At 68.5% G+C, this 24286-nt stretch carries 26 protein-coding genes; 12 read left to right on the top strand and 14 right to left on the bottom strand.

Translation table 11 applies throughout. From position 1 onward, the window contains the following. Nucleotides 1-64 precede the first annotated feature (64 nt). Both ABID97_RS06555 and ABID97_RS06560 read left to right on the top strand, forming a co-directional pair. Entirely contained in the window at nucleotides 65-418 is a 354-nt protein-coding gene (locus tag ABID97_RS06555) for a hypothetical protein (RefSeq protein ID WP_354397720.1), read from the top strand. A gap of 114 nt (nucleotides 419-532) precedes the next feature. After that, the gene (locus tag ABID97_RS06560) at nucleotides 533-1483 is read left to right on the top strand and encodes an IS481 family transposase (RefSeq protein ID WP_354397721.1); all 951 of its coding nucleotides are present in this window, start codon (nucleotides 533-535) and stop codon (nucleotides 1481-1483) included. Here the strand turns inward: ABID97_RS06560 and otsA are convergent. The 7 genes from otsA to ABID97_RS06595 all read right to left on the bottom strand — a co-directional run bounded on the left by otsA (nucleotide 1480) and on the right by ABID97_RS06595 (nucleotide 10356). After that, a complete protein-coding gene (otsA, locus tag ABID97_RS06565; protein WP_354397722.1) occupies nucleotides 1480-2865 on the bottom strand; it encodes an alpha,alpha-trehalose-phosphate synthase (UDP-forming) in 1386 nt (461 codons plus the stop codon). The two genes, ABID97_RS06560 and otsA, sit on opposite strands and share 4 nt — an antisense overlap. 22 nt (nucleotides 2866-2887) lie before the next feature. Next, nucleotides 2888-4810, bottom strand: coding sequence for a glycoside hydrolase family 15 protein (locus ABID97_RS06570; protein WP_354397723.1), 1923 nt, complete (start codon nucleotides 4808-4810; stop codon nucleotides 2888-2890). Next, the gene (gene otsB / locus ABID97_RS06575) at nucleotides 4807-5583 is read right to left on the bottom strand and encodes a trehalose-phosphatase (protein ID WP_503012753.1); all 777 of its coding nucleotides are present in this window, start codon (nucleotides 5581-5583) and stop codon (nucleotides 4807-4809) included. Before otsB ends, ABID97_RS06570 begins: the two co-directional genes overlap by 4 nt. Before the next feature lie 104 nt (nucleotides 5584-5687). Continuing rightward, nucleotides 5688-6947 (bottom strand): multifunctional CCA addition/repair protein, encoded by a 1260-nt coding sequence (locus tag ABID97_RS06580; RefSeq protein ID WP_354397725.1) that lies wholly within the window; start codon nucleotides 6945-6947, stop codon nucleotides 5688-5690. 46 nt (nucleotides 6948-6993) lie between these two features. Then, a complete protein-coding gene (locus ABID97_RS06585; RefSeq protein ID WP_354397726.1) occupies nucleotides 6994-7677 on the bottom strand; it encodes a glutathione S-transferase family protein in 684 nt (227 codons plus the stop codon). Between the two features lie 110 nt (nucleotides 7678-7787). Beyond that, nucleotides 7788-8351, bottom strand: coding sequence for an MgtC/SapB family protein (locus tag ABID97_RS06590; RefSeq protein ID WP_354397727.1), 564 nt, complete (start codon nucleotides 8349-8351; stop codon nucleotides 7788-7790). A gap of 1 nt (nucleotide 8352) precedes the next feature. Then, nucleotides 8353-10356 (bottom strand): lytic transglycosylase domain-containing protein, encoded by a 2004-nt coding sequence (locus ABID97_RS06595; RefSeq protein ID WP_354397728.1) that lies wholly within the window; start codon nucleotides 10354-10356, stop codon nucleotides 8353-8355. A gap of 36 nt (nucleotides 10357-10392) precedes the next feature. Here ABID97_RS06595 and ABID97_RS06600 point away from each other — a divergent pair, with 36 nt between their 5' ends. After that, the gene (locus ABID97_RS06600) at nucleotides 10393-11010 is read left to right on the top strand and encodes a 5-formyltetrahydrofolate cyclo-ligase (RefSeq protein WP_354397729.1); all 618 of its coding nucleotides are present in this window, start codon (nucleotides 10393-10395) and stop codon (nucleotides 11008-11010) included. A gap of 6 nt (nucleotides 11011-11016) precedes the next feature. Here ABID97_RS06600 and ABID97_RS06605 read toward each other — a convergent pair whose 3' ends face one another. Continuing rightward, nucleotides 11017-12000, bottom strand: a complete 984-nt coding sequence (locus ABID97_RS06605; RefSeq protein ID WP_354397730.1) for a LysR substrate-binding domain-containing protein — start codon at nucleotides 11998-12000, stop codon at nucleotides 11017-11019. Between the two features lie 167 nt (nucleotides 12001-12167). Here ABID97_RS06605 and ABID97_RS06610 point away from each other — a divergent pair, with 167 nt between their 5' ends. Next, the gene (locus ABID97_RS06610; protein WP_354397731.1) at nucleotides 12168-12485 is read left to right on the top strand and encodes a DUF2917 domain-containing protein; all 318 of its coding nucleotides are present in this window, start codon (nucleotides 12168-12170) and stop codon (nucleotides 12483-12485) included. Nucleotides 12486-12536: 51 nt separating this feature from the next. Here the strand turns inward: ABID97_RS06610 and ABID97_RS06615 are convergent, their stop codons facing one another. Continuing rightward, nucleotides 12537-12941, bottom strand: a complete 405-nt coding sequence (locus ABID97_RS06615) for a BLUF domain-containing protein (RefSeq protein ID WP_354397732.1) — start codon at nucleotides 12939-12941, stop codon at nucleotides 12537-12539. A gap of 91 nt (nucleotides 12942-13032) precedes the next feature. On the opposite strand from ABID97_RS06615, the gene ABID97_RS06620 reads away from it, so the two are divergent. Further along, complete coding sequence (locus ABID97_RS06620; RefSeq protein WP_354397733.1) at nucleotides 13033-13803, top strand: Crp/Fnr family transcriptional regulator; 771 nt, start codon at nucleotides 13033-13035, stop codon at nucleotides 13801-13803. 28 nt (nucleotides 13804-13831) lie between these two features. Here ABID97_RS06620 and ABID97_RS06625 read toward each other — a convergent pair whose 3' ends face one another. Further along, complete coding sequence (locus tag ABID97_RS06625; protein ID WP_354397734.1) at nucleotides 13832-14719, bottom strand: DUF6279 family lipoprotein; 888 nt, start codon at nucleotides 14717-14719, stop codon at nucleotides 13832-13834. Between ABID97_RS06625 and glmU the strand changes: the two genes are divergently transcribed. Next, nucleotides 14718-16148 (top strand): bifunctional UDP-N-acetylglucosamine diphosphorylase/glucosamine-1-phosphate N-acetyltransferase GlmU, encoded by a 1431-nt coding sequence (glmU, locus tag ABID97_RS06630; RefSeq protein ID WP_354397735.1) that lies wholly within the window; start codon nucleotides 14718-14720, stop codon nucleotides 16146-16148. The genes ABID97_RS06625 and glmU overlap by 2 nt on opposite strands. 18 nt (nucleotides 16149-16166) lie before the next feature. Here glmU and ABID97_RS06635 read toward each other — a convergent pair whose 3' ends face one another. Then, nucleotides 16167-16661: an Lrp/AsnC family transcriptional regulator gene (locus ABID97_RS06635; protein WP_354397736.1), complete on the bottom strand. Its 495-nt coding sequence runs from the start codon at nucleotides 16659-16661 to the stop codon at nucleotides 16167-16169. A 138-nt stretch (nucleotides 16662-16799) separates the two neighbouring features. On the opposite strand from ABID97_RS06635, the gene glmS reads away from it, so the two are divergent. Together glmS and ABID97_RS06645 are read left to right on the top strand one after the other, a co-directional pair. Beyond that, complete coding sequence (gene glmS / locus ABID97_RS06640) at nucleotides 16800-18680, top strand: glutamine--fructose-6-phosphate transaminase (isomerizing) (protein WP_354397737.1); 1881 nt, start codon at nucleotides 16800-16802, stop codon at nucleotides 18678-18680. Between the two features lie 113 nt (nucleotides 18681-18793). After that, nucleotides 18794-19210 carry a DUF6766 family protein gene (locus tag ABID97_RS06645; protein ID WP_354397738.1) on the top strand — a complete coding sequence of 139 codons (417 nt, stop codon included), beginning with the start codon at nucleotides 18794-18796 and terminating at the stop codon, nucleotides 19208-19210. A 34-nt stretch (nucleotides 19211-19244) separates the two neighbouring features. On the opposite strand, the gene ABID97_RS06650 is transcribed toward ABID97_RS06645, so the two are convergent. The 3 genes from ABID97_RS06650 to ABID97_RS06660 form a co-directional block, all read right to left on the bottom strand. After that, complete coding sequence (locus ABID97_RS06650; RefSeq protein WP_354397739.1) at nucleotides 19245-19535, bottom strand: DUF1330 domain-containing protein; 291 nt, start codon at nucleotides 19533-19535, stop codon at nucleotides 19245-19247. A 68-nt stretch (nucleotides 19536-19603) separates the two neighbouring features. Next, complete coding sequence (locus tag ABID97_RS06655; RefSeq protein ID WP_354397740.1) at nucleotides 19604-19915, bottom strand: hypothetical protein; 312 nt, start codon at nucleotides 19913-19915, stop codon at nucleotides 19604-19606. Between the two features lie 117 nt (nucleotides 19916-20032). After that, nucleotides 20033-20302: a helix-turn-helix domain-containing protein gene (locus ABID97_RS06660; RefSeq protein WP_354397741.1), complete on the bottom strand. Its 270-nt coding sequence runs from the start codon at nucleotides 20300-20302 to the stop codon at nucleotides 20033-20035. 30 nt (nucleotides 20303-20332) lie between these two features. On the opposite strand from ABID97_RS06660, the gene ABID97_RS06665 reads away from it, so the two are divergent. The 4 genes from ABID97_RS06665 to ABID97_RS06680 all read left to right on the top strand — a co-directional run bounded on the left by ABID97_RS06665 (nucleotide 20333) and on the right by ABID97_RS06680 (nucleotide 24251). Further along, nucleotides 20333-20611 (top strand): GIY-YIG nuclease family protein, encoded by a 279-nt coding sequence (locus tag ABID97_RS06665; RefSeq protein WP_354397742.1) that lies wholly within the window; start codon nucleotides 20333-20335, stop codon nucleotides 20609-20611. 128 nt (nucleotides 20612-20739) lie between these two features. Then, nucleotides 20740-21981, top strand: a complete 1242-nt coding sequence (locus ABID97_RS06670) for a 3-methyl-2-oxobutanoate dehydrogenase (2-methylpropanoyl-transferring) subunit alpha (RefSeq protein ID WP_354397743.1) — start codon at nucleotides 20740-20742, stop codon at nucleotides 21979-21981. Nucleotides 21982-21986: 5 nt separating this feature from the next. Then, nucleotides 21987-23000, top strand: coding sequence for an alpha-ketoacid dehydrogenase subunit beta (locus ABID97_RS06675; RefSeq protein WP_354397744.1), 1014 nt, complete (start codon nucleotides 21987-21989; stop codon nucleotides 22998-23000). After that, entirely contained in the window at nucleotides 23001-24251 is a 1251-nt protein-coding gene (locus tag ABID97_RS06680) for a dihydrolipoamide acetyltransferase family protein (protein WP_354397745.1), read from the top strand. The last annotated feature ends 35 nt before the right edge of the window (nucleotides 24252-24286 follow it).

Raw genomic sequence — 24286 nt, forward strand, 5'->3', positions numbered from 1 at the left:
CGTGTGCCTGTTTCGGGAGCGCTTGAATTCCTACGATGGCTGCACCCAACCCGAAAGCCGCGCCATGCCCACCACCACGCCCCTTCACCTGCCCGACACCGTCGCCCTGCAACCTGGGGAAGCCCTGCGCATCGCGCTCGATCCCGCGACCTGGCTCCAGATGCTGGAGGGCCGCGCCCAGCTCGTGTCTCCGCCTTCATGGTTCGGCGACACCGTGTTCACCGTGAAGAGCGTGCTGGCCGAAGGCGACGTGCATCGCCTGGGGCGGGGCGGCTGGATCGAGCTGTTGGCGCTCTCGCCGGTGCGGCTGCGCGTGCATGCGCCGCACCAAGCGCCGGCACCGGCACCGGCACCGGCCGTCCGGTCCGCAGAGGCCCGGCCCGTGATGCGGCTGGTGCGGCTCCTGACCGGCGCTTGAAGCGCGGGCTGGCTAGCTGTGAAGCTTCAATAGGTTGTATCCGGTGTTCATCCGGATTGGGTTTGAGAGACTGGAAGTCGCCAAACACCCAATCCACTCAGGACGCCCAACCGGATGAACACCCATAAGCATGCCCGACTTACCTTTGCCCGCCGAATCGAGATGGTCAAACAGATGACCTTGGAAGGCCTGGATGCCGTGCGAGCCGCAGCCGCACACGGCGTCACTGCGCCAACGGCCAGGAAGTGGCTCGGTCGCTATCTGGCCGGCGGCGAAGCCGCGTTGGCCGATGCATCCTCCAGGCCCACGCGCTCGCCCAGGGCCATCGATGCAGGCAAGGCCTTGCTCATCGTCGAGCTGCGCAAACGCCGGATGCTGCAGGCTCGCATCGCACGCAGCGTAGGCGTCTCGGAGTCCACGGTCAGTCGCGTCCTGGCGCGAGCGGGCATGTCCAAGTTGAGCGACCTGGTGCCCGTCGAGGCCGTTGTCCGCTACGAGCACGAGGCGCCCGGCGATCTGCTGCACATCGACACCAAGAAGCTTGGGCGCATCGTGCGGCCCAGCCACCGTGTCACAGGAAACCGGCGCGACTCGGTCGACGGCGCTGGCTGGGAGACGCTGTTCGTGGCCATCGACGACCACGCCAGGCTGGCATTCACCGCCATGCACCCGGACGAGAAGCAAGCGCAGGCGGTCCTGTTCCTGCGCAATGCGGTGGCCTATTACGCCCGCCTGGGCATCATCGTCAAGCGGTTGCTCACGGACAACGGCCCAGCGTTTCGCTCGCGCGAGTTCAGGGCAACCTGCACGGAACTGGGCATCAAGCACAGCTTCACGCGCCCCTACCGGCCGCAGACCAATGGCAAGGCCGAGAGGTTCATCCAGTCCGCGTTGCGAGAGTGGGCCTACGGCTGGACCTACCAGAACTCAGCCCATCGAACCGATGCCCTGGCAAGCTGGCAGCACCACTACAACTGGCATCGCCCGCACAGCGGCATCGGCGGCGTCGCGCCCATCTCCAGAATCAACTCGTCAAGAAACAACCTCTTGACGCTTCACAGCTAGCGCTGGCTCGCGGCGTGGCGCAGCGCGTCGAGGAAGCTGCGCCGCCACCAGTGGATGTCCTGCTCGCGGATGCGCGACAGCAGCTTCTGGTGCCGCTCGCGCCGCTCCTCGAGCGGCATCTGCAGCGCCTGCTGCACGGTTTCTGCCGTGCCGTGCGTGTCGTACGGATTCACCAGCAGCGCTTCCTTCAGCTGCTCGGCCGCGCCGGCAAAGCGCGACAGCACCAGCACGCCGGGATCGGCCGGGTCCTGCGCCGCGATGTATTCCTTGGCGACCAGGTTCATGCCGTCGCGCAGCGGCGTCACCAGCCCGACGGCCGCGGCGCGGCACAGCCCCGGCACGCGCTTGCGCGCCACCATGCGGTGGATGTAGCGCACCGGCATCCAGTCGAGCTCGCCGTAGTCGCCGTTGATGGCGCCGCACAGCGATTCCAGCTCGCGCCGGATGTCGCCGTAGGCATCGACCGTTTCGCGCGTGGGCGATGCGATCTGGATCAGCGTGGCGCTGCGCCGGTTCTCGGGGTAGTTGGCGAGCAGTTCGCGGAACGCCCGCACCCGCTGCGGGATGCCCTTGGAGTAGTCGAGCCGGTCGATGCCCAGCAGCAGCCGGCGCTGCGAATACTCGCGCTTCATGGTCTCGAACATGTCGCGCGACTCCTTGCCATGGGTGAGCGCCGCGAACTCGTCGACGTCGATGCCGATGGGGAAGGCGCTGCAGCGCACCGTCTGCCCGTAGGCGCGGTACATGTCGTCGCCGATGTATTCGCCATGTGCCTCGTTGCGCACGTAGTGCTCGAAATGCTGCACGTCCTGCTGCGCCTGGAAGCCGATCAGGTCGTAGGAGAACAGCGAGCGCATGAGCCATTCGTGCTGCGGCACGGCCGCGATGATGATCTGCGGCGGCAGCGGGATGTGCAGGAAGAAGCCGATGCGCTGCGTGCAGCCCATGGCGCGCAGCTCGGCCGCGAGCGGCATCAGGTGGTAGTCGTGGATCCAGATGATGTCGTCGGGCTTCAGGAGCGGCATCAGCTTGCGCGCGAACAGCTGGTTCACGCGCCGGTAGCCGCCGATGAAGCCGGCCTCGAAATGCGCCAGGTCCAGCCGGTTGTGGAACACCGGCCACAGCACGTCGTTGCTGTAGCCCAGGTAGTAGCTGTCGTGGTCCTCGCGGCTCAGGTCGATGGTGGCGAGCGTGACCTTGCCGGCCTGCAGCCTGTGCAGCTCGCCTTCGCCCGTGGGCCCGTCCTCCACGATCTGGCCGCTCCATCCGAACCAGAGGCCGCCGCTTTGCTGCAGGCTTTCGCCGAGCGCGACGGCCAGGCCGCCGGCCGCCGGCTTGCGCGGGTCCGCCACGCGGTTGGAAACAACGACGAGCCGGCTCATGGGTGCACCCCCCGCGCCGCGCTCATATGCACGAGTCCCACGGCGCCGACAGCCGCACGGCCGCGTTGATGATGCCCACCATCGAGTAGGTCTGCGGGAAGTTGCCCCACATCTCCCCGGTGACCGGATGCGTGTCTTCCGACAGCAGGCCCAGGGGGTTGCGCGCCGCCAGCATGGTCTCGAAGATCTGCCGGGCCTCGGCCTTGCGTCCGATCTTGGCGAGCGCGTCGATGCGCCAGAAGGTGCAGATGTTGAAGGCGGTCTCGGGCTTGCCGAAGTCGTCGGCCGCTTCGTAGCGGCGCATGTAGGGGCCGTCGCAGAGCGACTTTTCCATGGCGTCCACGGTGGAGATGAAGCGCGGGTCGCGCGCGTCGATCAGGCCCACTTCCACCATCAGCAGGATGCTGGCGTCGAGTTCATGGCCGCCGAAGCTTTCGGCAAAGGCCTGGCGCTCCTCGCACCATGACTTCTCGAGAATTTCTTCCTTCATGCGCGCGGCATGGCCATGCCAGTACGCGGCGCGCTCGGGCAGCTCCAGTGCGCGCGCGATCTTGGCCAGCCGGTCGCAGGCCGCCCAGCTCATCAGTGCCGAGCTGGTGTGCACGCGGGCGCGGGTGCGCAGCTCCCACATGCCGGCATCGGGCGTGCCGTAGACGCGGATCGCCTGTTCGCCGACGGCTTCCAGGTGCGGGAACTCGGCCACGCCCGCGCGGGCCAGCAGGCGGTGGTCGTGAAAGGCCTGCGCCGCGCCGAGCACGATGTTGCCGTAGACGTCGTGCTGGAAATGCTCCTGCGCCTGGTTGCCCACGCGCACCGGGCCCATGCCGCGGTAGCCCTGGAGGCCATCGACCATCGACTCGGGTAGCTCGCGCTCCAGCCCGATGCCGTACAGCGGCTGGATGTGCTCGCCGTGCGAACCGATCACCACGTTGCCGAGCCAGCGCAGGTAGTCTTCCATGGTGCCGACTTCGCTCAGCGAGTTGAGCGCGCGCACCACGAAGAAGGCGTCGCGCAGCCAGCAGTAGCGGTAGTCCCAGTTGCGCTGGCTGCCCGGCGCCTCCGGAATGCTGGTGGTCATGGCCGCGACGATGGCGCCCGTGTCCTCGTAGAGCGAGAGCTTGAGCGTGATGGCCGCGCGGATCACCGCGTCCTGGTATTCGAACGGAATGGCCAGCCGCTTGCTCCAGGTGCGCCAGTAGGAAATGGTTTCCTGCTCGAAGCTGCGCGCAGTGTCGGCGATGCCGTCGAGCAGCGTCTCGTCGACGCCGAACATGAAGTTGTACTCGCGCGAGAGCACGAAGGGCTGGCGCGAAAGAATGTGCGAGATCGACGCATCGGTGTTGAGCCGCAGCGTCACGTCCGGCCCCACGTAGCGGATGTGGTTGCTGCCGCGCGTGACCTCCAGCGGCGCCGTGGCGCCCCACTGGAAGCGCGGGTCGAGCGACACGCGGATGCGCGGCGCGCCGGCGATGGGCCGCACGCGGCGCACCATCATGAGCGGCCGGAAGTAGCGCGAGCGGCTATAGAAGCGCGGCGCAAAGTCGGTGATCTCGATGCCCTGGCCGGTGCTGTCGAAGAGCTGCGTGCGCAGCACCGCGGTATTGGGCTCGTACCACTGCTTGCTGGAGGCGAAGTCCTCGATCTCGATGGCCCATGCGCCGGCGTCCTCGCCGGGATGCAGCAGGGCGTTGAACACCGGGTCGCCGTCGAAGCGCGGCAGGCAGCACCACACGGCGCGGCCACGCGCGTCGATGAGCGCGCTGTAGGCGCAGTTGCCGATCACGCCGACGTTGAGCGAGGGCTCGGCCGGCGGCCCGAAGCCGCGCGGCGCCCCCTGCGCCGCGGCCTTGGCATCGACCGGCGCGGGCCCGGCGGGCCTGGCCGCGCCGGAAAGGGAGGTTCCCGCGCGGTCTTCGGGTGCCTTGGACAGTTGCAGCTCGGTCATTCGGGGCTCCTCGGGGTCGCTTCTTTCTTGTGTTCGGGCGCGGCCAGGTGGTCGCGCAGCTGCACCAGCCATTCGAAGACGGCGCGCGGCGATTCGAGCCGGTGCAGCGCCAGGCTCGGACCCGAGCCCACCTTGATGCCGATCCCGCCGCGCGGCTGCACCACGGCGAAGCCGCTCTCGTCGGTGGTGTCGTCGCCCGCGAAGACCGGCTTGCGCCCGGCAAACGGAGCCTCGTTCATGAAGGCCTCGATGGCAATCCCCTTGTTGATGCCCGTGGGCTTGACCTCGAACACGAACTTGCCGTGCATCAGCTCCAGCTGCGGCCGGCCCGCAATGGCGCGCGACATGGCGTCCCTGCACACGGCCTCCAGCTGCGGCGCCAGGCGGTAGTGCAGCGCAATGGCCGCGTGCTTGCGTTCGACCAGCAGGCCTTCATGTACGCGCGCCAGCTCGTTGGCGATGTCCAGGATGGGCATGAGGTCGGGCGCGTGCTGTTCCTGCATGCGGCCCTCTGGGTCGCGGCGCTGCACGCCGTGTTCGCCGGCGGCGGGCAGCCGCAGCGGCGCGAGGAAGCGGTCGATGGCGTCGATCTGGCGGCCCGACACCACGGCCAGGGCCCCGCCGAGCTGGTCGCGCAGGTCTTCGAGCAGCCCCACCAGCGCAGGAGGAACCTCGATGGCTTCGGGGGTGGGCGCAAGCGCGACCAGTGTGCCGTCGAAGTCGAGGAAGAGGGCGGTATCCCGGTCCAGCGGGGGAGGCATCTGAGAGGACATTGGCATTGGTGAAAACCATAGCACGGGCAAGGCATTTCCCGTGTCGGCCAAAGCCCCGCACGCAGCGCAATCCCGCCCGCGGAGGACCGGATGGCGGACCCGGCTCAGCCCGGCAATGCTGCCACGGCCTCGACCCGTGCGCGGTGGATCGCCTCGCCGATCTGCGGCCCGGCGGCGCCCGACTGCTGCGCCTTGCGCGCCACCGCATCGGTCGCCACGCCGGCCGCCGCGGAGAGCACCGTGAGCAGCCGCCCGCGCTGCGGGTAGGCCTGGTCCTCGAAGCCGAGGCGGCCGCGCGAATCGCACTCGCAGGCCAGCAGCACGTCGGCAAAGCGCGCCGGCTTGCGGAAGGCGTCGCAGCGCTCCAGCAGGCGCACCAGTTCCGCCGCGTCCAGCGGGCCGCTGCCATGGACGTTGCCGTGCTCGCGCGCCACCACCTCGGCCAGCTCGCGGACGTCGACCGGCACGCGCCAGCGGTCGCACACCGCGTGCAGCAGTTCGGCGCTGCGTTTCTCGTGGCCCGGATGGCGCGGCAGCTCGGCGGGATCGGTCGTGCCCTTGCCCAGGTCGTGCATCAGGCAGGCGAAGCGCACCGCAAGCGGCGCCTGGAGCCTCGCGCTGGTGTCGAGGACCATCATCAGGTGCACGCCGGTGTCCACTTCCGGATGATGTTCCGCCGACTGCGGCACGCCCCAGAGCCGGTCGACCTCGGGCAGCAGCACGGCGAGGGCGCCGCACGCACGCAGCACCTCGAACATGCGCGACGGCCGCGTTTCCATCAGGCCTCGCGCCAGTTCCTGCCAGACGCGTTCGGCCACCAGCGCACCGGTTTCGCCGGCCGCGACCATCTCGCGCATCAAGGCCATGGTTTCGGGCGCGACCGAGAAATCGTCGAAGCGCGCCGCGAAACGGGCCACCCGCAGGATGCGCACCGGGTCTTCGCGGAAGGCGTCGGTGACGTGGCGCAGCAGCCGCGCTTCGAGGTCGCGCCGGCCATGGAAGGGATCGGCGAGCCGGTCGGGATCGGGCTCGAAACTGCCATCGGCCCGCACGAACTCGGCCGGCAGCGCAATGGCATTGACGGTGAGGTCGCGCCGGGCGAGGTCCTGCTCCAGCGTGACGTCGGGCGAGGCGTGGACGGTGAAGCCCCGATAGCCCGGAGCGCTCTTGCGTTCGGTGCGCGCCAGGGCGTATTCCTCGCGCGTGCGAGGGTGCAGGAACACCGGAAAGTCGCGCCCCACGGGCAGGTAGCCGCGCGAGACCATCTCTTCGGGCGTGGCGCCCACCACCAGCCAGTCGTGGTCCGACACCGGCCGTCCGAGCAGCCGGTCGCGCAGCGCACCGCCGACGAGATAGGTTTTCATGCGCCCAGTGTAGGGAATGCGCCGGGCCGCGCGGTTGCCCGGGCTCTCAGCGTCCGGTGCGGTAGGCCTCTTCGAACTGCAGGAAATCCTTCTCGGCCAGTGCATCGTCGATCCAGGCCTTGACGCCGGGCAGGGCCTGCACGCGCTCGATGTAGGCCGACACGGCCGGCGTCACCGGCAGCCCGTAGGTCTTGATGCGCGTTCCGACGGGCGCGAAGTAGGCATCGGCAATGCCGAACTCGCCGAACAGCATCGGGCCGCCATGGGCTTCGAGCAGGCCGGTCCACATCTGCACGATGCGGTTCATTTCATCCTGCAGGCCCGGGTTGTCCTTCAGGAGCCGCGCGCCGACTTCGGGCAGCGAGGCCTCGATGTTCATGCCGCACAGGGTGCGAAGGTTGCCGAAGCCCGAATGCATCTCCGCGCAGATGCTGCGGGCGCGGGCCCGGTCGGCCACCGCGCGAGGCCACAGCGGCCTGTCCGGGAAAGTCTCGGCCAGATACTCGGCAATGGCCAGCGTGTCCCACACCACCAGGTCGCCATCGACCAGCACCGGCACCTTGGCGACGGGGTTGAGCTTGCCGATGGTGTTCTTGAACTGCGAATTGGCCTCGAAGGAGTCGAAGCGCACCTTCACCTCGTCGAAAGGGATGCCGGCCTGCTTCATGAGCACCCATGGCCGCATGGACCATGACGAGTAGTTCTTGTTGCCGATGTAGAGCTTGCGCATCGTGGAGTCCCGCGGTTCGGATGAGAACCCTCGATGCTAGCGCGGCCGCGCGTGTGGATTGATGCCGAAGCCCGCGCGGATTGATGCGGCGCGGGGCCCTCCGCCCGGCTTCAGCGCGGCGGCGTGTCCTCGGGCGAGGCGATCACGCGGGGCGCGCCGTCGTCCTTGCCGTCGGTGCGCGCCGGCCCGGTGATGCGCTCGATCAGGTTCACGAGCCGCGGTACCAGCGAGAGCACCGCCAGCGCCAACAGCGCGCTGAGCACCGCCGTGACCTCTCGGCCGAGCCCGCAGGCCATGCCGATGGCGGCCGTCATCCACAGGCCCGCCGCGGTGGTGAGGCCTTGCACCTGGTGCTCGTCCTTGCCCTGCTTGAGGATGGTGCCGGCGCACAGGAAGCCCACGCCGGCCACCAGGCCCTGGATCACGCGGCTCATGTCGGCCGGCACGATGCCGGTCTGCTGCGGAATGAGCACGAACAATGCCGAGCCGATGGCCACCAGCATGTGGGTGCGCACGCCCGCCGCCTTGCCTTGCTGCTCCCGCTCGAAGCCCAGCATGAAGCCGAGCACCGCCGCCAGCATCAGGCGGACCATGATGCGCGTGAGCTGGGCGACGTCGCCCACGTCCGAGAACTCGGCCGCGACGGTGTCCAGGACCTCGGTGCCCCAGCTCATCTCAGGGCAGGTCCTTGTTGGGCTCCGGTTCCGAGGCATCGCGCGGGCCGACCCGGCCGAGGCGTTCCTTCAGCGATTGCGGGCGCCCGCTGATCAGCGCGGCGTAGTTGGTGGTGTTGGCGAGCACCTTCTTCACGTAGTCGCGGGTTTCGTTGAAGGGCACGTTCTCGGCCCAGATCGCGGCTTCGACCACCGGGCCGTTGCGCCAGCTGCGCGGCCGGCCGGGGCCGGCGTTGTAGGCGGCGGCGGCCAGCGCCATGGAGCCGTCGAAATCGTCGAGCGCGAGCTTCAGGTAGTTGGTGCCGATGGTGATGTTGGTTTCGCGGTCGTTGATCTGCCCCGGCGTGAAGTCGTTCATGCCGATCTTGCGCGCGGTCCAGCGCGCGGTGGCCGGCATGACCTGCATCAGGCCCGAGGCGCCCACGCCCGAGCGTGCATCCATGATGAAGCGGCTTTCCTGGCGGATCAGGCCGTAGACGTAGGCCGGGTCGAGCCCGATGTCCTGGCTCTTGCGCAGCACGGTGTCGTGGAACGGCATGGGGAAGCGCTGCTCCGCGTCGATCACGCCCTTGGTGCGCTCGCTGGTGTTGATGCAGCGGTCCCACACCTCGCGCTGGCAGGCGAAGTCGGCCGCGGCCAGCAGCGCGCGGTCGTCCATGCCGCCCTTGTCGTGCAGGTTGGTGGCGTAGTTCCATTCGCGCGTGCCTTCGGCCCGCAGGCCGATGGCAATGGCATAGAGCCCGCGGTTGAGCGCGATGTTGCTGCGCGCGGCGTTCTTTTCCTCGGGCGTGAGCGGTGCGGGGCGCGTGGGCACCACGGTGCGCTGGCCCAGTTCTTCGAGTGCCAGCATCTCGTAGAAGCCGCGGGTGCCGGCAATGCTCTGGTAGAGCTCGCGCGCCTGGGCCCGGCGCTCGTCGCCGCCCGCCGCGGCAAGGGCGCGCGCCTTCCAGTAGACCCATGTCGGCTCCTGCTGGGCGGTGTCGCTCATCGCATTGATGGCGGGCGCCACTTCCTTCCATTGGCCGGCGCGCAGCGCGGCGCGCACGCGCCAGCCGAGCATGTCGTCGGACAGGTCGCCGTTCTTCGTGACGTTGGCAAAGTAGCTGCCGGCCAGCGGGGACAGCTTGCCCGCTGCCTGCCGGCCGATGGTGCCCCAGAGCCAGTTGCGCTCTTCGGCCGACAGCATCGGCCCCCATTTGCTGTCGAGCTGCGAGGCGGCCTGGTCCGGGTCGGCCATGGCCACCTTGATGAGCGCCAGCACCACCAGTTCCTTGCGCGACTTGGCGGCCACGAAGGCGCGGCCCGTCAGGAACTTGGCCGCGCTGGCGTTGAGCTCTTCGAACAGCGGCAGCGCATCGGGCGCGGCGATGGTCACGGCCCCGCGTGCGGCCTGCGGGCGATTGGCCTCCATCGCCAGGCGCGCCTTCTTCCAGGCGTCGTTGGTCGTCATCAGGCGGGCCGCGACCATGCGGTCGGCGGCGGTGAGGCAGCCGTCGTCCGCCTCTTTCTGGCTGTACCAGCTGCGGCGGACTTCGTCGGCCTGCGCCTGCGTGGCGTTGCCGGAGCGCAGGGCCTCGACCAGCACGGCGTAGCAGCGCACCTGCGGGTCGTCGCCCATGCGAAAGCCTGCCACTGCCGAAGAGAAGCCGTCCCAGTCGCGGCGCTGGCCCAGCAGCAGCAGCCAGTCGTTGCGCAGGCGGTCTTCCTGGTAGGTGCCGGGATAGCGTGCGAAGAAGTCCTGCACCTCGCTGGCCGACGCCTCCTGCAGGCGGGCCTTGAGCTCCCAGTAGGCGGCCCAGGGTTCGAGCGCGTGGCCGCGCGCCTGCGGCAGCAGGGCGGCCAGGCGGCCCTTGTCGCCGCGCTGGAACGCCTGCTTCATCTGGATCACCACGTCATCGTTGGTGTTGGTCTGCGCGCTGGCCGGCTGCTGCGAAAGCAGGGCGGCCGCAGCCAGGACGGCCGAAAAAACGTGTGCGGGCGCGGCGCGGCGCGGGCGATGGCGCATGGATGCCAAAATGCTTGGGAACTGCATCGGGGGATTATGGACAAGTCAAAGGATGCCGACACCTCGGCGACCACGGGTTTTCTCAAGGATCAGGTGAGAAAAGCACTGATCGAGCAGCGCCTCGCCATGCCGGACCGCCTTGCCAGGGCGGATCTGCTGCAGCGGGTCATGCGGATCTGGCTGGTCGGCCGGCCCGAAACCGTGATCGGCGCCTACTGGCCGATCAAAGGCGAGTTCGATCCGCTTCCCGCGCTGCATCGCTGGAAGGAAGACGGCGAACTGATCGAAGAGCCGCAGCGCCGCCGCATCGGGCTGCCGGTGATGAACAAGGTGCACAAGACGCTGACTTTCCATGCCTGGTACCCGGGCTGCCAGATGGAGGAAGACGCCTACGGCATTCCCAAGCCCAAGGACACCGAGCTGATCGTGCCGACGCTGCTGTTCGTGCCCTGCGTGGGCTACAGCGCCGGCGGCTATCGGCTGGGCTATGGCGGCGGCTTCTACGACCGCACGCTGGCGGCGCTGGAGCCGCGGCCCTTCACCGTGGGGCTGGGTTTCACCAACGGCTTTCTCGAAGACTTCGAGCCCGGGCCGCACGACCTGCCGCTGGACGCGATCCTCAACGACAACGGCGTGGTCTGGCCAATGTCCTGACTGCCTTCAGTCGATGTTGTCGACCGTGTCCGGATCGGGCACCTCGCCGATGGTCTCGCGCGTGGTCACGGCCTGGCTCTGCAGCCAGTCCCAGAACGCCCGGATTTCGGGTCGCAGCGCGTTGCGTGGCCCGGCAATGAGCCAGTAGCCCATCGGCGAATCCATGCGGTGCTGCGGCAGCACCTCGACCAGGTCGCCGTTGGCCAGGCTTTCGGCGATGAGCGAGCTGCGCGCCAGCGTCACGCCCTGGCCGGTGAGCGCGGCCTGCACCATCTGGTAGGCATAGTTGAAATAGAGCCAGCGCCTGGGCTGCGCGCGCTCCATGCCATTCACTTCGAACCAGCGCCGCCAGGTCAGCCATTCGAGGTGCGTGCGGTGCGCGTCGCCGGCCTCGATCAGCGTGAAATTGGCGATGTCGGCCGGGGTCTTGATGGGCGGGCTGCTCTTCAGCAGCCAGGGGCTGGCCACCGGCGTGAGCGTTTCGCCGAACAGGCGCACGGCCGTGGCGGGCATGGCTTCGCGCGGGCCGTAGCGCAGGGCGATGTCCACGTCGGCCACGTCCAGGTCGACCGCCACGTCGCTGGCATCGATGCGGATGTCGATCTCCGGGTTGTCGCGCTGGAACGCCTCCAGCCGGGGGATCAGCCACATCGATGCGAAAGACGCAAACGTGGTGAGCGACACGCTCTTGCGCCCCGCGCTCTGGCGGATCTGGCGCACGGCGGTATCGATGCGCGGCAGCGACTGCTGCACCGCCAGCAGCAGCTGCGCACCCGCGCTCGTGAGCTCCACCGCCCGCGTGTGGCGCAGGAACAGCGCCACGCCCACTTCTTCCTCCAGCGACTGGATCTGTCGGCTCACGGCCGACTGGGTGAGCGCCATTTCCTCGGCGGCGGCACGGAAGTTCAGGTGCCGGGCAACCGCCTCGAAGGCGCGCAGGTGGCCCGCCGAGATGGGCCGGGAGCGCAGGTGGGTCTGGGAATGCTGCATGGGAGGAGGGGCGGCGGGCGCCGATTCGATTGATGCGGATTCGGAATCAGTAGGCTACCTCGTTTTCATTGGACTGCCAACGGCGCAAAAACGATCATTCATTCCCGAACTGCGCTATTGCCTCCGTCTGTGCCATCGCACTTCGGCAACGCCCAAGGAGTTTCATCATGTCCACCGCCGTCTGCACCAACCCATCGCTCGCCTCTCTCGCGCCCACCCGCACCGCTGCCGCCGTTCCGCCGGCCGTGCGCCGTGGCGCCTGGCAGATCGCGCCCGGCGAGGCCATGAGCCTGAAGGCGCGGTCGGCCAGCGTGCTGCGCGTCAGGCAGGGCCGCGTGTGGATCACGCCGGATGCCACCTCGGCCCAGCCCAGCGAAGACCTGGTGCTGGCACCGGGCGAGTCGATGACCGTGGCCGCCGGCCAGCGCATCGTCATGGAAGCGTGGGACGGCTACGGTGCCACCTACTCGTGGGATCCGGCCTGAGCGCCTGGTTTCCCACAGACGGAAAGGCGGCTTCGGCCGCCTTTTTTCTTTTCAGGCGTTGATGTCGAAGCTGGGCCGCAGCGCCAGGAAGTGCTTCAGCGCGGTTTCGCCTTCCAGCGCATGCACACCGGCCATGAGATCGGGGCCCTCGCTTTCGGCCAGCCCCATGCCGAAGCCGGTGTAGCGGCGTGCCGCCAGCGGGCCGCGGTAGACCACTTTCACGGCCGTGTGCCTCGGGTCCTGGGCGATGCGGTGCATCAGGGATTCCACGGCGCCCAGCGGTCCCTCCAGGTGCTGGCAGAAGCGCAGGCCGTCGAAAACCAGCAGGCCGGTGATGCGCTGCTGGGCATTGCGCGCGCGGGCCTGGGTCACGATCGAGCCGACCGTGGCGGGCGGCAGGTCCTGCGTGAGCATGCTGCAGTAAAAGATCTCGTGAAGGGCGTGTTCTTCGGTCATGCGGTCGGGGGGCGGAAAACGTGCAAAGTCTATGAACCTGCCGGCCCCTGCGAAATGTAAAAAGACACAGGCGAAAAGCCTATAGTGGCGCGTGAGATTCGAGGACTATTCACCCCCCGCTTCGCCGCCCCAGGGGGCCAACCCCTGCGACGACTGTGCATTGCGCACGCTCGAGGCCTTCCTGCCGGGGACGCCGGAAGAACGCAAGACCATCGAGTCGTTCCGCGTCGGCTCCCGCCGCGTGCCGGCGGGCAGCGCGATCGTCGAGGAGCATCGGCCGAGCCCCTTCCTGTTCACGCTCTATGCCGGCTGGGCCTTTCGCTACAAGACGCTGAGCGACGGGCGGCGCCAGATCCTCAATTTCCTGCTGCCGGGCGATTTCATCGGCCTGCAGGACGAGTTTTCCGAGGGCCAGACCCACGGCGTCGAGGCCGTCACCGACACCACCCTTTGCGCGTTCTCGCGCGACCGGCTCTGGGAACTGTTCCATGCGCACCCGAAGCTGGGCTACGACATCACTTGGCTGGCCGCGCGCGAGGAAAAAATGGTGGACGACAACCTCGTCACCGCCGGCCGCCGCAACGCGAGCGAGCGCGTGGCCATGCTGCTGATGCACCTGTACCGCCGGGCCCAGCGCGTGGGCATGGAGCGCGACGGCTGGGTCGAGTTTCCGTTCAACCAGCAGCATTTGGCCGATGCATTGGGGCTCTCGCTGGTGCACACCAACAAGACGCTGCGCAAGCTCCAGGCCCTCGGGCTCTACAAGCTCGACGCCGGCTGGCTGCGCATCCTCGAACCCCATGCGCTCGAAACGCTCGGCGACTATTTCGAGCGCCCGATGCGACCGACGCCGCTGATCTAGCGGCGCAACCGCAGCCGTTGCGGGGCGATCAGCGCGCGGCCACCAGCTGCCTCAGATCGTCCTGGTAGGCCTGCAGCCGGCGCACCGCCTGTTCGCGCTGGCTTGCGCTGGTGGCGTTGTGCAAGGCAGCCAGGTTGCGGCAGCCTTCCTGCAGCAAGGCCTGCTGGTGCTCACGCCAGGGGCCCGGCGGCGGGTCGGCGATGCGCATCACATAGGCATGGATGGCGGCACGGGCCTCGGCCGCCGGCGGCGGGGCGGCGTTGAAGCCGCGCAGCAGCTGCAGCGCCTCTTGCTGGCGCTTGCGGCGCTCGGCATCCGCGAGCCGCGGATCGAACACCGATTGCGCCACCTGCCGCCGTACCATGTCGCGCTGGTCCGCGGTCAGACGGCCGTAGAAGTCTTCCAGCCGCTCGACGAACTTGTCGTAGCGCTTCTCCTGGACCTCGGCCGCGCTGCGGCTGAGCCATTCCTTGCGGTAGTCGGCGTTGTTCTTCGCGTACTTGCGTTCCAGCTGCCGCAGCTGCGCCTCGCCCAGGCTCAGCGCCAGTTCGGTGCCGGCGGGCTCCGCGCGCTCGGCCACGGCCAGCAGCCGCTCGCGTATCTCGTCCGCCATGCGGCAGGCCTGGGCCGCGGTCACTTCCCTTGGCGCCAGCATCTGCGCTTCCTGCAGCAGGCCGAGCACCCGGGGCAGTTCGTTCTGCCGGTGCCAGGCCAGCAGCTGCGCGAGCTCGTCGCGCACCTTGGGCGTTTGCGAGCCGTCGAAGTCGACGTAGGCGTCGAGCCACCAATAGCTCACCTCGGGAAGATTGTTGTAGGCGAGCTTGACCGCGCTGCACGCACCCAGCGCGGCGGCCAGCAGCAGCAAGCCGATAATTCGCGCCGTGTTGGCGCAACGCATTCGGGTAGAAAGAAGCATGAATCAGATTCCGCAAGACAACCAGGGACCGGTCGACGTCGTCATCATGGCGGCCGGCAAAGGCACGCGCATGAAAAGCAGGCTGCCCAAAGTGTTGCATCGTTTGGCCGGGCGTGCATTGCTCGCGCACGTGACCGATACCGCCGCGCGCATCGGCGCCCGGCATGTGGTCGTGGTCACCGGCCACGGCGCCGACGAGGTCGAGGCGGCCATGTCGGCCAGCGCCGTGGGCGCCACCTTGCAGTTCGCGCGGCAGGAGCCTCAGCTGGGCACCGGCCACGCGGTGCAGCAGGCGGTCCCGCTGCTGCCCGACGACAGCACGGTGCTGGTGCTGTCGGGCGACGTGCCGCTCATCGGCGAGGACACGCTGCGCGCGCTGATCGCGGCCAGCGCGGGCCAGCGGCTCGCGCTCCTGACCATCGAATTCGGCGATCCCACCGGCTACGGCCGCATCGTGCGGGCCGAAGGCGAGGGGGCCGGCGACGTCACGGCCATCGTCGAGCAGAAGGACGCCACCGAGGCACAGCGCCAGATCCGCGAGATCTACAGCGGCGTGATGGCGGTGCCCGCAGGCCTGCTCAAGGGCTGGCTCGCACGGCTGGACAACCGCAATGCGCAGGGCGAGTACTACCTCACCGACATCGTCAAGCTGGCCGCCGCCGACGGGGTGCCCGTGGTCGCGCATGTCATCGCCGATGCGCTGCAGGTGGCCGGCATCAACAGCCCCGCGCAACTGGCGTCGCTGGAGCGCGCGTGGCAGCTGCGCCAGGCCGATGCGCTGATGGCGCAAGGCGTGCGGCTTGCGGACCCCGCGCGCTTCGACCTGCGCGGCACGCTGGCCTGCGAGGCCGACGTCGAGATCGACGTCAACTGCGTGTTCGAAGGCGCGGTGTACCTGGGCGAAGGCGTGCGCATCGGCGCGAACTGCGTGATTGCCAATGCGCGCATCGAAGCGGGCGCGGTGATCCACCCTTTCACCCACATCGACGGCGAGAAGGCCGGCGTGACCGTGGGCGAACGCTCGCTCGTCGGCCCGTTCGCGCGGCTGCGGCCGGGCGCGCAACTGGGCACCGAGGTGCACATCGGCAACTTCGTCGAGGTCAAGAACTCGACCCTTGCCGACGGCGCCAAGGCCAACCACCTGGCGTACCTGGGCGACGCCAGCGTGGGCCGGCGTGTCAACTACGGCGCGGGCAGCATCACCGCCAACTACGACGGCGCCAACAAGCACCGCACCGTCATCGAGGACGACGTGCACGTGGGCAGCAACTGCGTGCTGGTGGCGCCGGTCACCATCGGCGCCGGGGGCACCATCGGCGGCGGCTCCACGGTCAACAAGTCGACCGAGCCCGGCGCGCTGACGGTGGCGCGCAGCAAGCCCGTGAGCTTTTCGAACTGGAAGCGTCCACAGAAGAAGCCGAAGGCGTGATCGCGCCGCGCCGCGCGGTCAGGGCGCGGGAGGCGTGAGCGGCAGCCTGGGTTCGAACTTCGCGCGCTTGAGGCTGAAGAAGGCCTTGACGTTGCGCACATTGGCATCGGCGGTGAAGAGCCGCTGGGCCAGCGCGCCGTAGTCCGGCATGTCGCGGGCGGCCACCACCAGCACAAAATCGGGTCCGGGTGACACGCGCCAGCACTGCTGCACGGCATCGTCGGCGATCACGCGCGCCTCGAAGGCGTCGAGCGCTGCCGCATCCTGCCGGTCGAGCGAAATTTCGACCACCGCCTGCAGTCCGTGCCCCAGCACTGCCGCCAGCCGGTCGGGCGAGAGCAGGGCAACCTGCCGCTCGATCAGTCCTTGCTGCCGCAGGCGCTGGACGCGGCGCAGGCAGGTGGGCGGCGAGATGCCGGCGTCGGCGGCAAGGCGCTGGTTGGTTTGCGATGCGTCGCGCTGCAGCGCATCGAGTAGGCGCAGATCTATTGCATCCAGCGAAATAGGTTCCATATGAGCCAAGATTATGGAAGAAAAATTCAATTTCGTGAGTCGATGAAATTTAACTCCGCAGCCGGTTGAATTTTGACTGCATATTTTTCACTTCGCTCTCTACCATCAGGTCTTCACCTTCTTCCAAGGCAACTCACCATGTGCGGCATCGTCGGAGCAGCGTCCCATCGCAACATCGTTCCCGTCCTCGTGCAGGGCCTCCAGCGGCTCGAATACCGCGGCTACGACTCCTGTGGCGTGGCGGTTCATGCGGGCGGCCTCACGCGGGCGCGCACCACCTCGCGCGTGGCGGACCTCGTCACCCAGGTGCGCGAGGACCATGTCGAAGGCCTGACCGGCATCGCCCACACGCGCTGGGCCACGCACGGCGCGCCGGCCGTGCACAACGCGCACCCGCATTTCAGCCACGGCCCCGGTGCCGATGCGCAGGGCACCCGGCCCGGCCGCATCGGGCTGGTTCACAACGGCATCATCGAGAACCACGAATCCTTGCGCGCGGCGCTCGAAGCCAGGGGCTACGTGTTCGAGAGCCAGACCGACACCGAGGTCATCGCCCACCTGGTCGACAGCCTCTATGACGGCGATCTGTTCGAAGCCGTGAAAGCCGCGGTGCTGCAGCTGCACGGCGCCTACGCCATCGCGGTGATCTGCCGCGACGAGCCGCAGCGCGTGGTCGGTGCGCGCGCAGGCTCGCCGCTGATCCTCGGCGCGGGCAAGGAAGGCGGCGAGAACTTCCTCGCGAGCGATGCCATGGCACTGGCCGGCGTGACCGACCAGATCGTCTACCTCGAAGAGGGCGACGTGGTCGATGTGCAGCCCGGCAAGTACTGGATCGTCGACCGCCACCACAAGCCCGTGGAGCGCCAGGTGCGCACCGTGCAGGCGCACAGCGGCGCGGCCGAGCTCGGCCCCTACCGCCACTACATGCAGAAGGAAATCTTCGAGCAGCCGCGCGCCATCGGCGACACGCTCGAAGGCGTGGCCGGCATCGTGCCCGAGCTGTTCGACGGCATCGGGCAGGACGGCGCCACCGGCGCCAGCGCGCACCGCGTGTTCAAGGACATCGACAAGATCCTCATCCTGGCCTGCGGCACCAGCTACTACAGCGGCTGCACCGCCAAGTACTGGCTCGAAGGCATCGCGAAGATCTCGACGCAGGTCGAGATCGCGAGCGAATACCGCTACCGCGAGTCGGTGCCCGACCCCAGGACGCTGGTGGTCACCATCAGCCAGTCCGGAGAAACCGCCGACACCCTGGCCGCGCTCAAGCATGCGCGCTCGCTCGGCATGGAGCAGACCCTCACCATCTGCAACGTGGCCACGAGCGCGATGGTGCGCGAATGCAAGCTCGCCTACATCACGCGCGCCGGCGTGGAAATTGGCGTGGCCTCGACCAAGGCCTTCACCACGCAGCTGGCTGGCCTGTTCCTGCTGACGCTGGCCATTGCGCAAAGCAAGGGCCGCCTGAGCGAAGCCGACGAGGCGCGCTACCTGAAGGAGATGCGCCACCTGCCCGTGGCGCTGCAATCGGTGCTCGCGCTCGAGCCGCAGATCATCGGCTGGGCCGAAGACTTCGCACGCAAGGACAACGCGTTGTTCCTCGGCCGCGGGCTGCACTATCCGATCGCACTCGAAGGCGCGCTCAAGCTCAAGGAAGTGACCTACATCCACGCCGAGGCCTATGCCGCCGGCGAGCTCAAGCACGGCCCGCTCGCGCTGGTCACGAGCGAGATGCCCGTGGTGGCCGTGGCGCCCAACGACACCCTGCTCGAGAAGCTCAAGAGCAACCTGCAGGAAGTGCGCGCGCGCGGCGGCGTGCTCTACGTGCTGGCCGACGGCGACACCAGGATCAAGGGCAGCGAAGGCCTGCACGTGATCCGCATGCCGGAGCACTACGGCGCGCTCTCCCCGCTGCTGCACGTGGTGCCGCTGCAATTGCTGGCGTACCACACGGCCTGCGCGCGCGGAACCGACGTCGACAAGCCGCGCAACCTGGCCAAGAGCGTGACGGTGGAGTGAGGGCAGGCGCAGCGGCGTAGGACGCTCCAACGACGCAACGTCGGCGTTCTCCTTCCCGCCCGGCCCCTGCACGCGGCCACATTTCCCTTGTCGAACAACAAGGGAGCTCCCGCATGAAGAAATCCGTCTGGAAGCTTTACGGCTTCGCCTGGGTCACGCTTGGTTTTTTTCTCATTTCGCTCGTGGGCCACTGGGTCTTCGGCTGGTTCGCCTATGTGAATGAGCAGACGCAATTCGCCCATCCCGTCGAGTTCAACAACTACCTGGTCGAGATGATGCGCGACACGCTGGAGAACTGGCAGTCCGAGTTCCTGCAGCTGTTGTGGCAGGTGGGCGGCCTCGCGTTCCTGCTCTTCCTGGGCTCGCCGCAATCGAAGGAAGGCGACGACCGGGTGGAGGCGAAGATCGAGGCGATCCTTGCCGCGGTCGACCCGAAGAATGCCGACAAGCTGATCGACGAGATCGACCGGGAATACAGCGGGCGCCACACCGACCCGCGATGGGTCCGGGGCGCGAGAGGCAAGGAATAGGCGACGTGCCCCGTCGGGCCAGCCACCGGCCCGGTTAGACGCCTTCGACGATTCGCAGGTCCCGCTCGACACCGTCGCCCAGCGCGGCCAGCGCGGCCTGGTAGTCGGGGCTGTCGTGCACGGCCTTGGCATGCTCGACGCTGTCGAATTCGATCAGCACGGTGCGTTGCGCCAGACCGTGTTCGTAGACCTCGGCGGGCATGCCGCGCGCCAGGAAGCGCCCGCCGCCGGCGGCGATGGCGGGACCGGCCAGTTTCGCGTAGGCCGCAAGTTTGTCGGCGTCGTTGACCGCGCGGTACGCGCTGACCCAATAGGCTTTTGCCATGTTGATTTCTCTCTCTATTGCTGAGCGCGCAATATAGCGCGCGGCGGCTTGCAGCGCGTCGCCCGGCCTCAGTCCCACACGGGAAGCTGCTGCAAGGCATCGTTAGGGCGCCCGACGATGTCCACGCCCGTGATGCCGGCGCCGCCCGGCAGGAGCTCCACGTCGCAGAGAACCTCCCAGCCATGGTTCTCGGTGCGCCGCGCCAGGCACACCTCCTCGCCGGCGGCAAGGAGCGTGGCGCATTCCGCCACGCTGATTCGCTGCGCGGTGCCGAGGGAAAAGTCTTTCGAACCGAACTCCCGCTCCGCGACCGGATGAATGGCGACGAGATCCATCGCACCGTCCTTGAAGTGAAGCGCGGTAATCGCATGCTGGGCCATCGTCGACCTCCATTCGTGGAGAGCCCCGATGTGGCTGCGATGGCTGCCAGCGTCGGCGGGCTCGGTCACCCCACTGTACGCCTGCTCCCGCCGGCTCGCAGCCCGCGGATGAACCGCTCAGGCGTCGGGCCTGGTGTTGCCGGGGAGCTGCAGCTCGGTGCCGATGCCGTAGAGCGCGAGCATGCCCAGCACGTGCCCGATGGCGACGCCCGGTTCGCCCGATTCGATGCGGGCCACCGTCTGGACATGCACGCCCAGCCGCGTGGCCGCCGTGGCCTGGCCTTCACCGGCCTGGGTACGTGCCAGCCTGGCTGCCGCGCCCATGCGCCGGATCGCCTCGAGGGCGCCGCTGTCGATGTCCGCCGAGATGCGTTTGCCTTGGGCCATCGGGATATTGTCGCTGCACAATCCCGGGCCATGCCTCCCACCGCCTGCATATCCGGCCCCGTGCCCTACTGGCTCTACCTGCTCGAATGCGAAGGCGGCGTGTACTACACGGGGATCGCGATCGACGTGGAGCAGCGCTTCTTCCAGCATGTGTTCGGGCTGGGCGCCAAATTCACGCGCGCGCGTCCGCCGCTGCGCGTTCTGGCCGCCCGCGAATACGCCGACAAGGGAAGTGCGCTGCGTGCCGAAATCAAGGTCAAGGCGCTGCCTCGCGCCCGGAAGCTCGCCTTCTTCGAAGCTGCGGCCTGAGGCACGCCTCCCGCGCGCTGCCGGCGTCGCGGATCGAGCGAGAAATACGCGCTTGGCCGACTGCGCTTCGGGCGGAAATTCGCTAGGCTTTTCTGGCGAGCGATTCCATCGAGCGCGGAGACCACGCGATGAGCCAGGGCGCACCTCTTCGTCTGCATGTGCCGGAGCCCACCGGGCGGCCGGGGCGCGAGACCGATTTCTCCTATCTCCCCCTGTCGCGTGCCGGCGAAGTGCGAAAACCGCCGGTCGATGCATCGCCCGCCGACACGGCCGACCTGGCCTACACGCTGGTGCGCGTGCTCGACGACGAAGGCCGCGCCGTTGGTCCATGGGTGCCCGACGCCGCTCCCGAATTGTTGCGACGGGGGCTTCGCGCAATGATGAAGACACGGGCCTTCGACGCCCGCATGCTCATCGCGCAGCGGCAGAAGAAGATCTCGTTCTACATCCAGTGCCTCGGCGAAGAGGCTGTTGCCACCGGCCATGCGCTCGCGCTGCAGCCGGGCGACATGTGCTTTCCCACGTACCGCCAGCAGGGGCTGCTGCTGGTGCGCGACGACGTGTCGATGGTCGAACTGATCTGCGAACTGATGTCCAACGAGCGCGATCCGCTCAAGGGGCGGCAGCTGCCGGTGTGCTATTCGATGAAGCGGGCGGGGTTCTTCTCGATCTCGGGCAACCTGGCCACGCAGTTCATCCAGGCGGTGGGCTGGGGCATGGCATCGGCCATCAAGGGCGACACGCGCATCGCGTCAGGGTGGATCGGCGACGGCGCCACGGCCGAATCCGACTTCCACACCGCGCTGACGTTCGCCCATGTGTACCGCGCGCCGGTGATCCTCAACGTGGTCAACAACCAGTGGGCGATCTCGACCTTCCAGGCGATTGCGGGCGGTGAAGCGACCACCTTCGCGGCGCGCGGCGTCGGCTGCGGCATTGCCTCGCTGCGCGTCGACGGCAACGACTTTCTCGCGGTGCTGGCCGCCTCGCGCTGGGCCGCGGAGCGCGCCCGCGGCAACCTCGGCCCCACGCTGATCGAATGGGTGACCTACCGCGCGGGCGCGCACTCGACCTCGGACGACCCGTCGCGCTACCGGCCGGCCGACGACTGGGCGCATTTTCCGCTCGGCGATCCGATCCCGCGCCTTGCCAGACATCTCACGATCCTCGGCGCCTGGTCGCAGCAGGAGCACGAGCGCACGCAGGCGGAGCTGGAAGCGCAGGTGAACGCGGCGCTCAAGGAGGCCGAGCGCTTCGGCTCCATGGCCGACGGCCACGTCGCCGGCGCCGCGACCATGTTCGACGACGTCTACAAGGACATGCCCGAGCACTTGAAGCGGCAGCGCGAACAGCTGGCGTCGGAGGGTTGAGCGCCATGGCTTCGATGACCATGATCCAGGCCCTGCGTTCCGCCATGGACGTGATGCTCGAGCGCGACGCCAACGTGATCGTCTACGGCCAGGACGTGGGCTACTTCGGCGGCGTGTTCCGCTGCACCGAAGGGCTGCAGGCCAAGTACGGACGCTCGCGCGTGTTCGATGCGCCCATCAACGAGGGCGGCATCGTCGGCTCGGCGATCGGCATGGGCGCCTATGGCTTGCGTCCGGTGGTGGAAGTGCAGTTTGCCGACTACGTGTATCCCGCCTACGACCAGATCGTGTCCGAGGCGGCGCGCCTGCGCTACCGGTCGGCGGGCGATTTCACCGCGCCGATCACCATCCGCATGCCCTGCGGCGGCGGCATCTATGGCGGCCAGACGCACAGCCAGAGCCCGGAGGTGCTGTTCACCCATGTCTGCGGGCTGCGCACCGTGATGCCCTCCAACCCGCGCGACGCCAAGGGCCTGCTGATCGCCTCGATCGAGAACGACGACCCGGTTGTCTTCCTGGAGCCCAAGCGGCTGTACAACGGCCCCTTCGACGGCCACCACGACCGTCCGCTGGTGTCCTGGACCGGCCATCCGCTGGGCGAGGTGCCCGAGGGCTACTACACGGTGCCGCTCGAATCGGCCAGCGTGTTCCGTCCCGGCGCCGACCTGACGGTGGTCAGCTACGGCACCATGGTCTTCGTCTCGGAAGCGGCCGCGAGGGAAACCGGCATCGATGCCGAGATCATCGACCTGCGCAGTCTGTGGCCGCTGGACCTGGAGGCGATCGTCGCGTCGGTGAAGAAGACCGGGCGCTGCGTGATCGTGCACGAGGCCACGCGCACCAGCGGCTTCGGGGCCGAGCTGGCGGCGCTGGTGCAGGAGCATTGCTTCCATCACCTGGAGGCACCGATCGGCCGCGTGGCCGGCTGGGACACGCCCTACCCGCATGCGCAGGAGTGGGCCTACTTCCCGGGTCCGGCGCGCGTCGGCGCTGCATTCCGGCGCGCCATGGAGAACTGAATGGCCACGCATGCGATCAAGGTGCCGGACCTCGGCGAGGGCATTGCCGAAGTGGAACTGGTGGCGTGGCGCGTGCAGCCCGGCGACACCGTGGCCGAAGACCAGGTGCTGGCCGACGTGATGACCGACAAGGCCACGGTCGAGATTCCCTCGCCGGTCGCGGGCAAGGTGCTCGCGCTCGGCGGTGAAGTGGGGCGGCAGATGGCGGTGGGCGCGGAGTTGATCCGGATCGATGTCGAAGCCGAATCCGAGGCGCAAGCGGCGCATGCCGCGCCAGCACCTGCCCTCGAACCTGCACCTGCAACCTCGCAAGTGCCTGCCCCTGTACTCGCGCAAGCGCCGGCGTCCCCGGCGGCCGAACCGGCACCCCCATCGTCCGCCAAGCCGCTCGCCGCGCCCGCGGTGCGCCATCGCGCCGCGCGCCTCGGCATCGACCTTCGGCAGGTACCGGGAAGCGGCGGCCAGGGCCGCATCCTGCACGAGGACCTCGACGCCTGGCTGGTCCGCCGGCCCGGCCCGCCGGCGCCGGCTGCGCCACCCCTTGCGGAGCGCGACGACGAGGAGGCCGTGCCCATCACCGGCGTGCGGCGCCGCATCGCCGAGCGCATGCAGGACGCAACGCGCCGCATTCCGCACTTCACCTATGTGGAGGAGGTCGACGTCACCGAGCTGGAACTGCTGCGCGCCCAGCTCAACGAACGCTGGGGCGAAGGTCGCGCGCACCTCACGCTGCTGCCGCTGCTGGTGCGCGCCATCGTGATCGCGGTGCCGCGCTTTCCGCAGGTCAACGCCCGCTTCGACGACGAGAAAGGCGTGCTCACGCGCCACGGCGCGGTGCATGTCGGCATCGCCACCCAGGCGCCCGCCGGCCTCATGGTGCCCGTGCTGCGCCACGCGGAAGCACGCGACCTCTGGTCCAGCGCGACCGAGATCGCGCGCCTGGCCGATGCCGCACGTGCCGGCCGGGCCACGCGCGGGGAACTCAACGGTTCCACCATCACGGTCACCAGCCTCGGCGCGCTGGGCGGCATTGTTTCCACGCCGATCATCAACGCGCCCGAAGTGGCGATCGTCGGCGTCAACCGCATCGTGCAGCGGCCGGTGATGCGGGACGGCGCGGTGGCCGCGCGGCGCATGATGAACCTGTCTTCTTCCTTCGACCACCGCGTGGTGGACGGGCAGCTCGCGGCTGAATTCATCCAGGCCGTTCGGGCCTCGCTCGAATGCCCGGCGCTGCTTTTCATCGAGTGAGAGGTCGTGAATCCAGGCATCGGCACCGCCTGCCG

Origin of the sequence: Variovorax sp. OAS795, assembly GCF_040546685.1 — a bacterium.
Classification (GTDB): Bacteria; Pseudomonadota; Gammaproteobacteria; order Burkholderiales; family Burkholderiaceae_C; genus Variovorax.

What these genes read in the sequence shown, in the direction of transcription:
- ABID97_RS06555 (WP_354397720.1), top strand. Translation starts at nt 65, where the DNA reads ATGCCCACCACCACGCCCCTTCACCTGCCCGACACCGTCGCCCTGCAA.
- ABID97_RS06560 (WP_354397721.1), top strand. Translation starts at nt 533, where the DNA reads ATGAACACCCATAAGCATGCCCGACTTACCTTTGCCCGCCGAATCGAG.
- otsA (WP_354397722.1), bottom strand. Translation starts at nt 2,865, where the DNA reads ATGAGCCGGCTCGTCGTTGTTTCCAACCGCGTGGCGGACCCGCGCAAG.
- ABID97_RS06570 (WP_354397723.1), bottom strand. Translation starts at nt 4,810, where the DNA reads ATGACCGAGCTGCAACTGTCCAAGGCACCCGAAGACCGCGCGGGAACC.
- otsB (WP_503012753.1), bottom strand. Translation starts at nt 5,583, where the DNA reads ATGTCCTCTCAGATGCCTCCCCCGCTGGACCGGGATACCGCCCTCTTC.
- ABID97_RS06580 (WP_354397725.1), bottom strand. Translation starts at nt 6,947, where the DNA reads ATGAAAACCTATCTCGTCGGCGGTGCGCTGCGCGACCGGCTGCTCGGA.
- ABID97_RS06585 (WP_354397726.1), bottom strand. Translation starts at nt 7,677, where the DNA reads ATGCGCAAGCTCTACATCGGCAACAAGAACTACTCGTCATGGTCCATG.
- ABID97_RS06590 (WP_354397727.1), bottom strand. Translation starts at nt 8,351, where the DNA reads ATGAGCTGGGGCACCGAGGTCCTGGACACCGTCGCGGCCGAGTTCTCG.
- ABID97_RS06595 (WP_354397728.1), bottom strand. Translation starts at nt 10,356, where the DNA reads ATGCGCCATCGCCCGCGCCGCGCCGCGCCCGCACACGTTTTTTCGGCC.
- ABID97_RS06600 (WP_354397729.1), top strand. Translation starts at nt 10,393, where the DNA reads ATGGACAAGTCAAAGGATGCCGACACCTCGGCGACCACGGGTTTTCTC.
- ABID97_RS06605 (WP_354397730.1), bottom strand. Translation starts at nt 12,000, where the DNA reads ATGCAGCATTCCCAGACCCACCTGCGCTCCCGGCCCATCTCGGCGGGC.
- ABID97_RS06610 (WP_354397731.1), top strand. Translation starts at nt 12,168, where the DNA reads ATGTCCACCGCCGTCTGCACCAACCCATCGCTCGCCTCTCTCGCGCCC.
- ABID97_RS06615 (WP_354397732.1), bottom strand. Translation starts at nt 12,941, where the DNA reads ATGACCGAAGAACACGCCCTTCACGAGATCTTTTACTGCAGCATGCTC.
- glmU (WP_354397735.1), top strand. Translation starts at nt 14,718, where the DNA reads ATGAATCAGATTCCGCAAGACAACCAGGGACCGGTCGACGTCGTCATC.
- ABID97_RS06625 (WP_354397734.1), bottom strand. Translation starts at nt 14,719, where the DNA reads ATGCTTCTTTCTACCCGAATGCGTTGCGCCAACACGGCGCGAATTATC.
- ABID97_RS06635 (WP_354397736.1), bottom strand. Translation starts at nt 16,661, where the DNA reads ATGGAACCTATTTCGCTGGATGCAATAGATCTGCGCCTACTCGATGCG.
- glmS (WP_354397737.1), top strand. Translation starts at nt 16,800, where the DNA reads ATGTGCGGCATCGTCGGAGCAGCGTCCCATCGCAACATCGTTCCCGTC.
- ABID97_RS06645 (WP_354397738.1), top strand. Translation starts at nt 18,794, where the DNA reads ATGAAGAAATCCGTCTGGAAGCTTTACGGCTTCGCCTGGGTCACGCTT.
- ABID97_RS06650 (WP_354397739.1), bottom strand. Translation starts at nt 19,535, where the DNA reads ATGGCAAAAGCCTATTGGGTCAGCGCGTACCGCGCGGTCAACGACGCC.
- ABID97_RS06655 (WP_354397740.1), bottom strand. Translation starts at nt 19,915, where the DNA reads ATGGCCCAGCATGCGATTACCGCGCTTCACTTCAAGGACGGTGCGATG.
- ABID97_RS06660 (WP_354397741.1), bottom strand. Translation starts at nt 20,302, where the DNA reads ATGGCCCAAGGCAAACGCATCTCGGCGGACATCGACAGCGGCGCCCTC.
- ABID97_RS06665 (WP_354397742.1), top strand. Translation starts at nt 20,333, where the DNA reads ATGCCTCCCACCGCCTGCATATCCGGCCCCGTGCCCTACTGGCTCTAC.
- ABID97_RS06670 (WP_354397743.1), top strand. Translation starts at nt 20,740, where the DNA reads ATGAGCCAGGGCGCACCTCTTCGTCTGCATGTGCCGGAGCCCACCGGG.
- ABID97_RS06675 (WP_354397744.1), top strand. Translation starts at nt 21,987, where the DNA reads ATGGCTTCGATGACCATGATCCAGGCCCTGCGTTCCGCCATGGACGTG.
- ABID97_RS06680 (WP_354397745.1), top strand. Translation starts at nt 23,001, where the DNA reads ATGGCCACGCATGCGATCAAGGTGCCGGACCTCGGCGAGGGCATTGCC.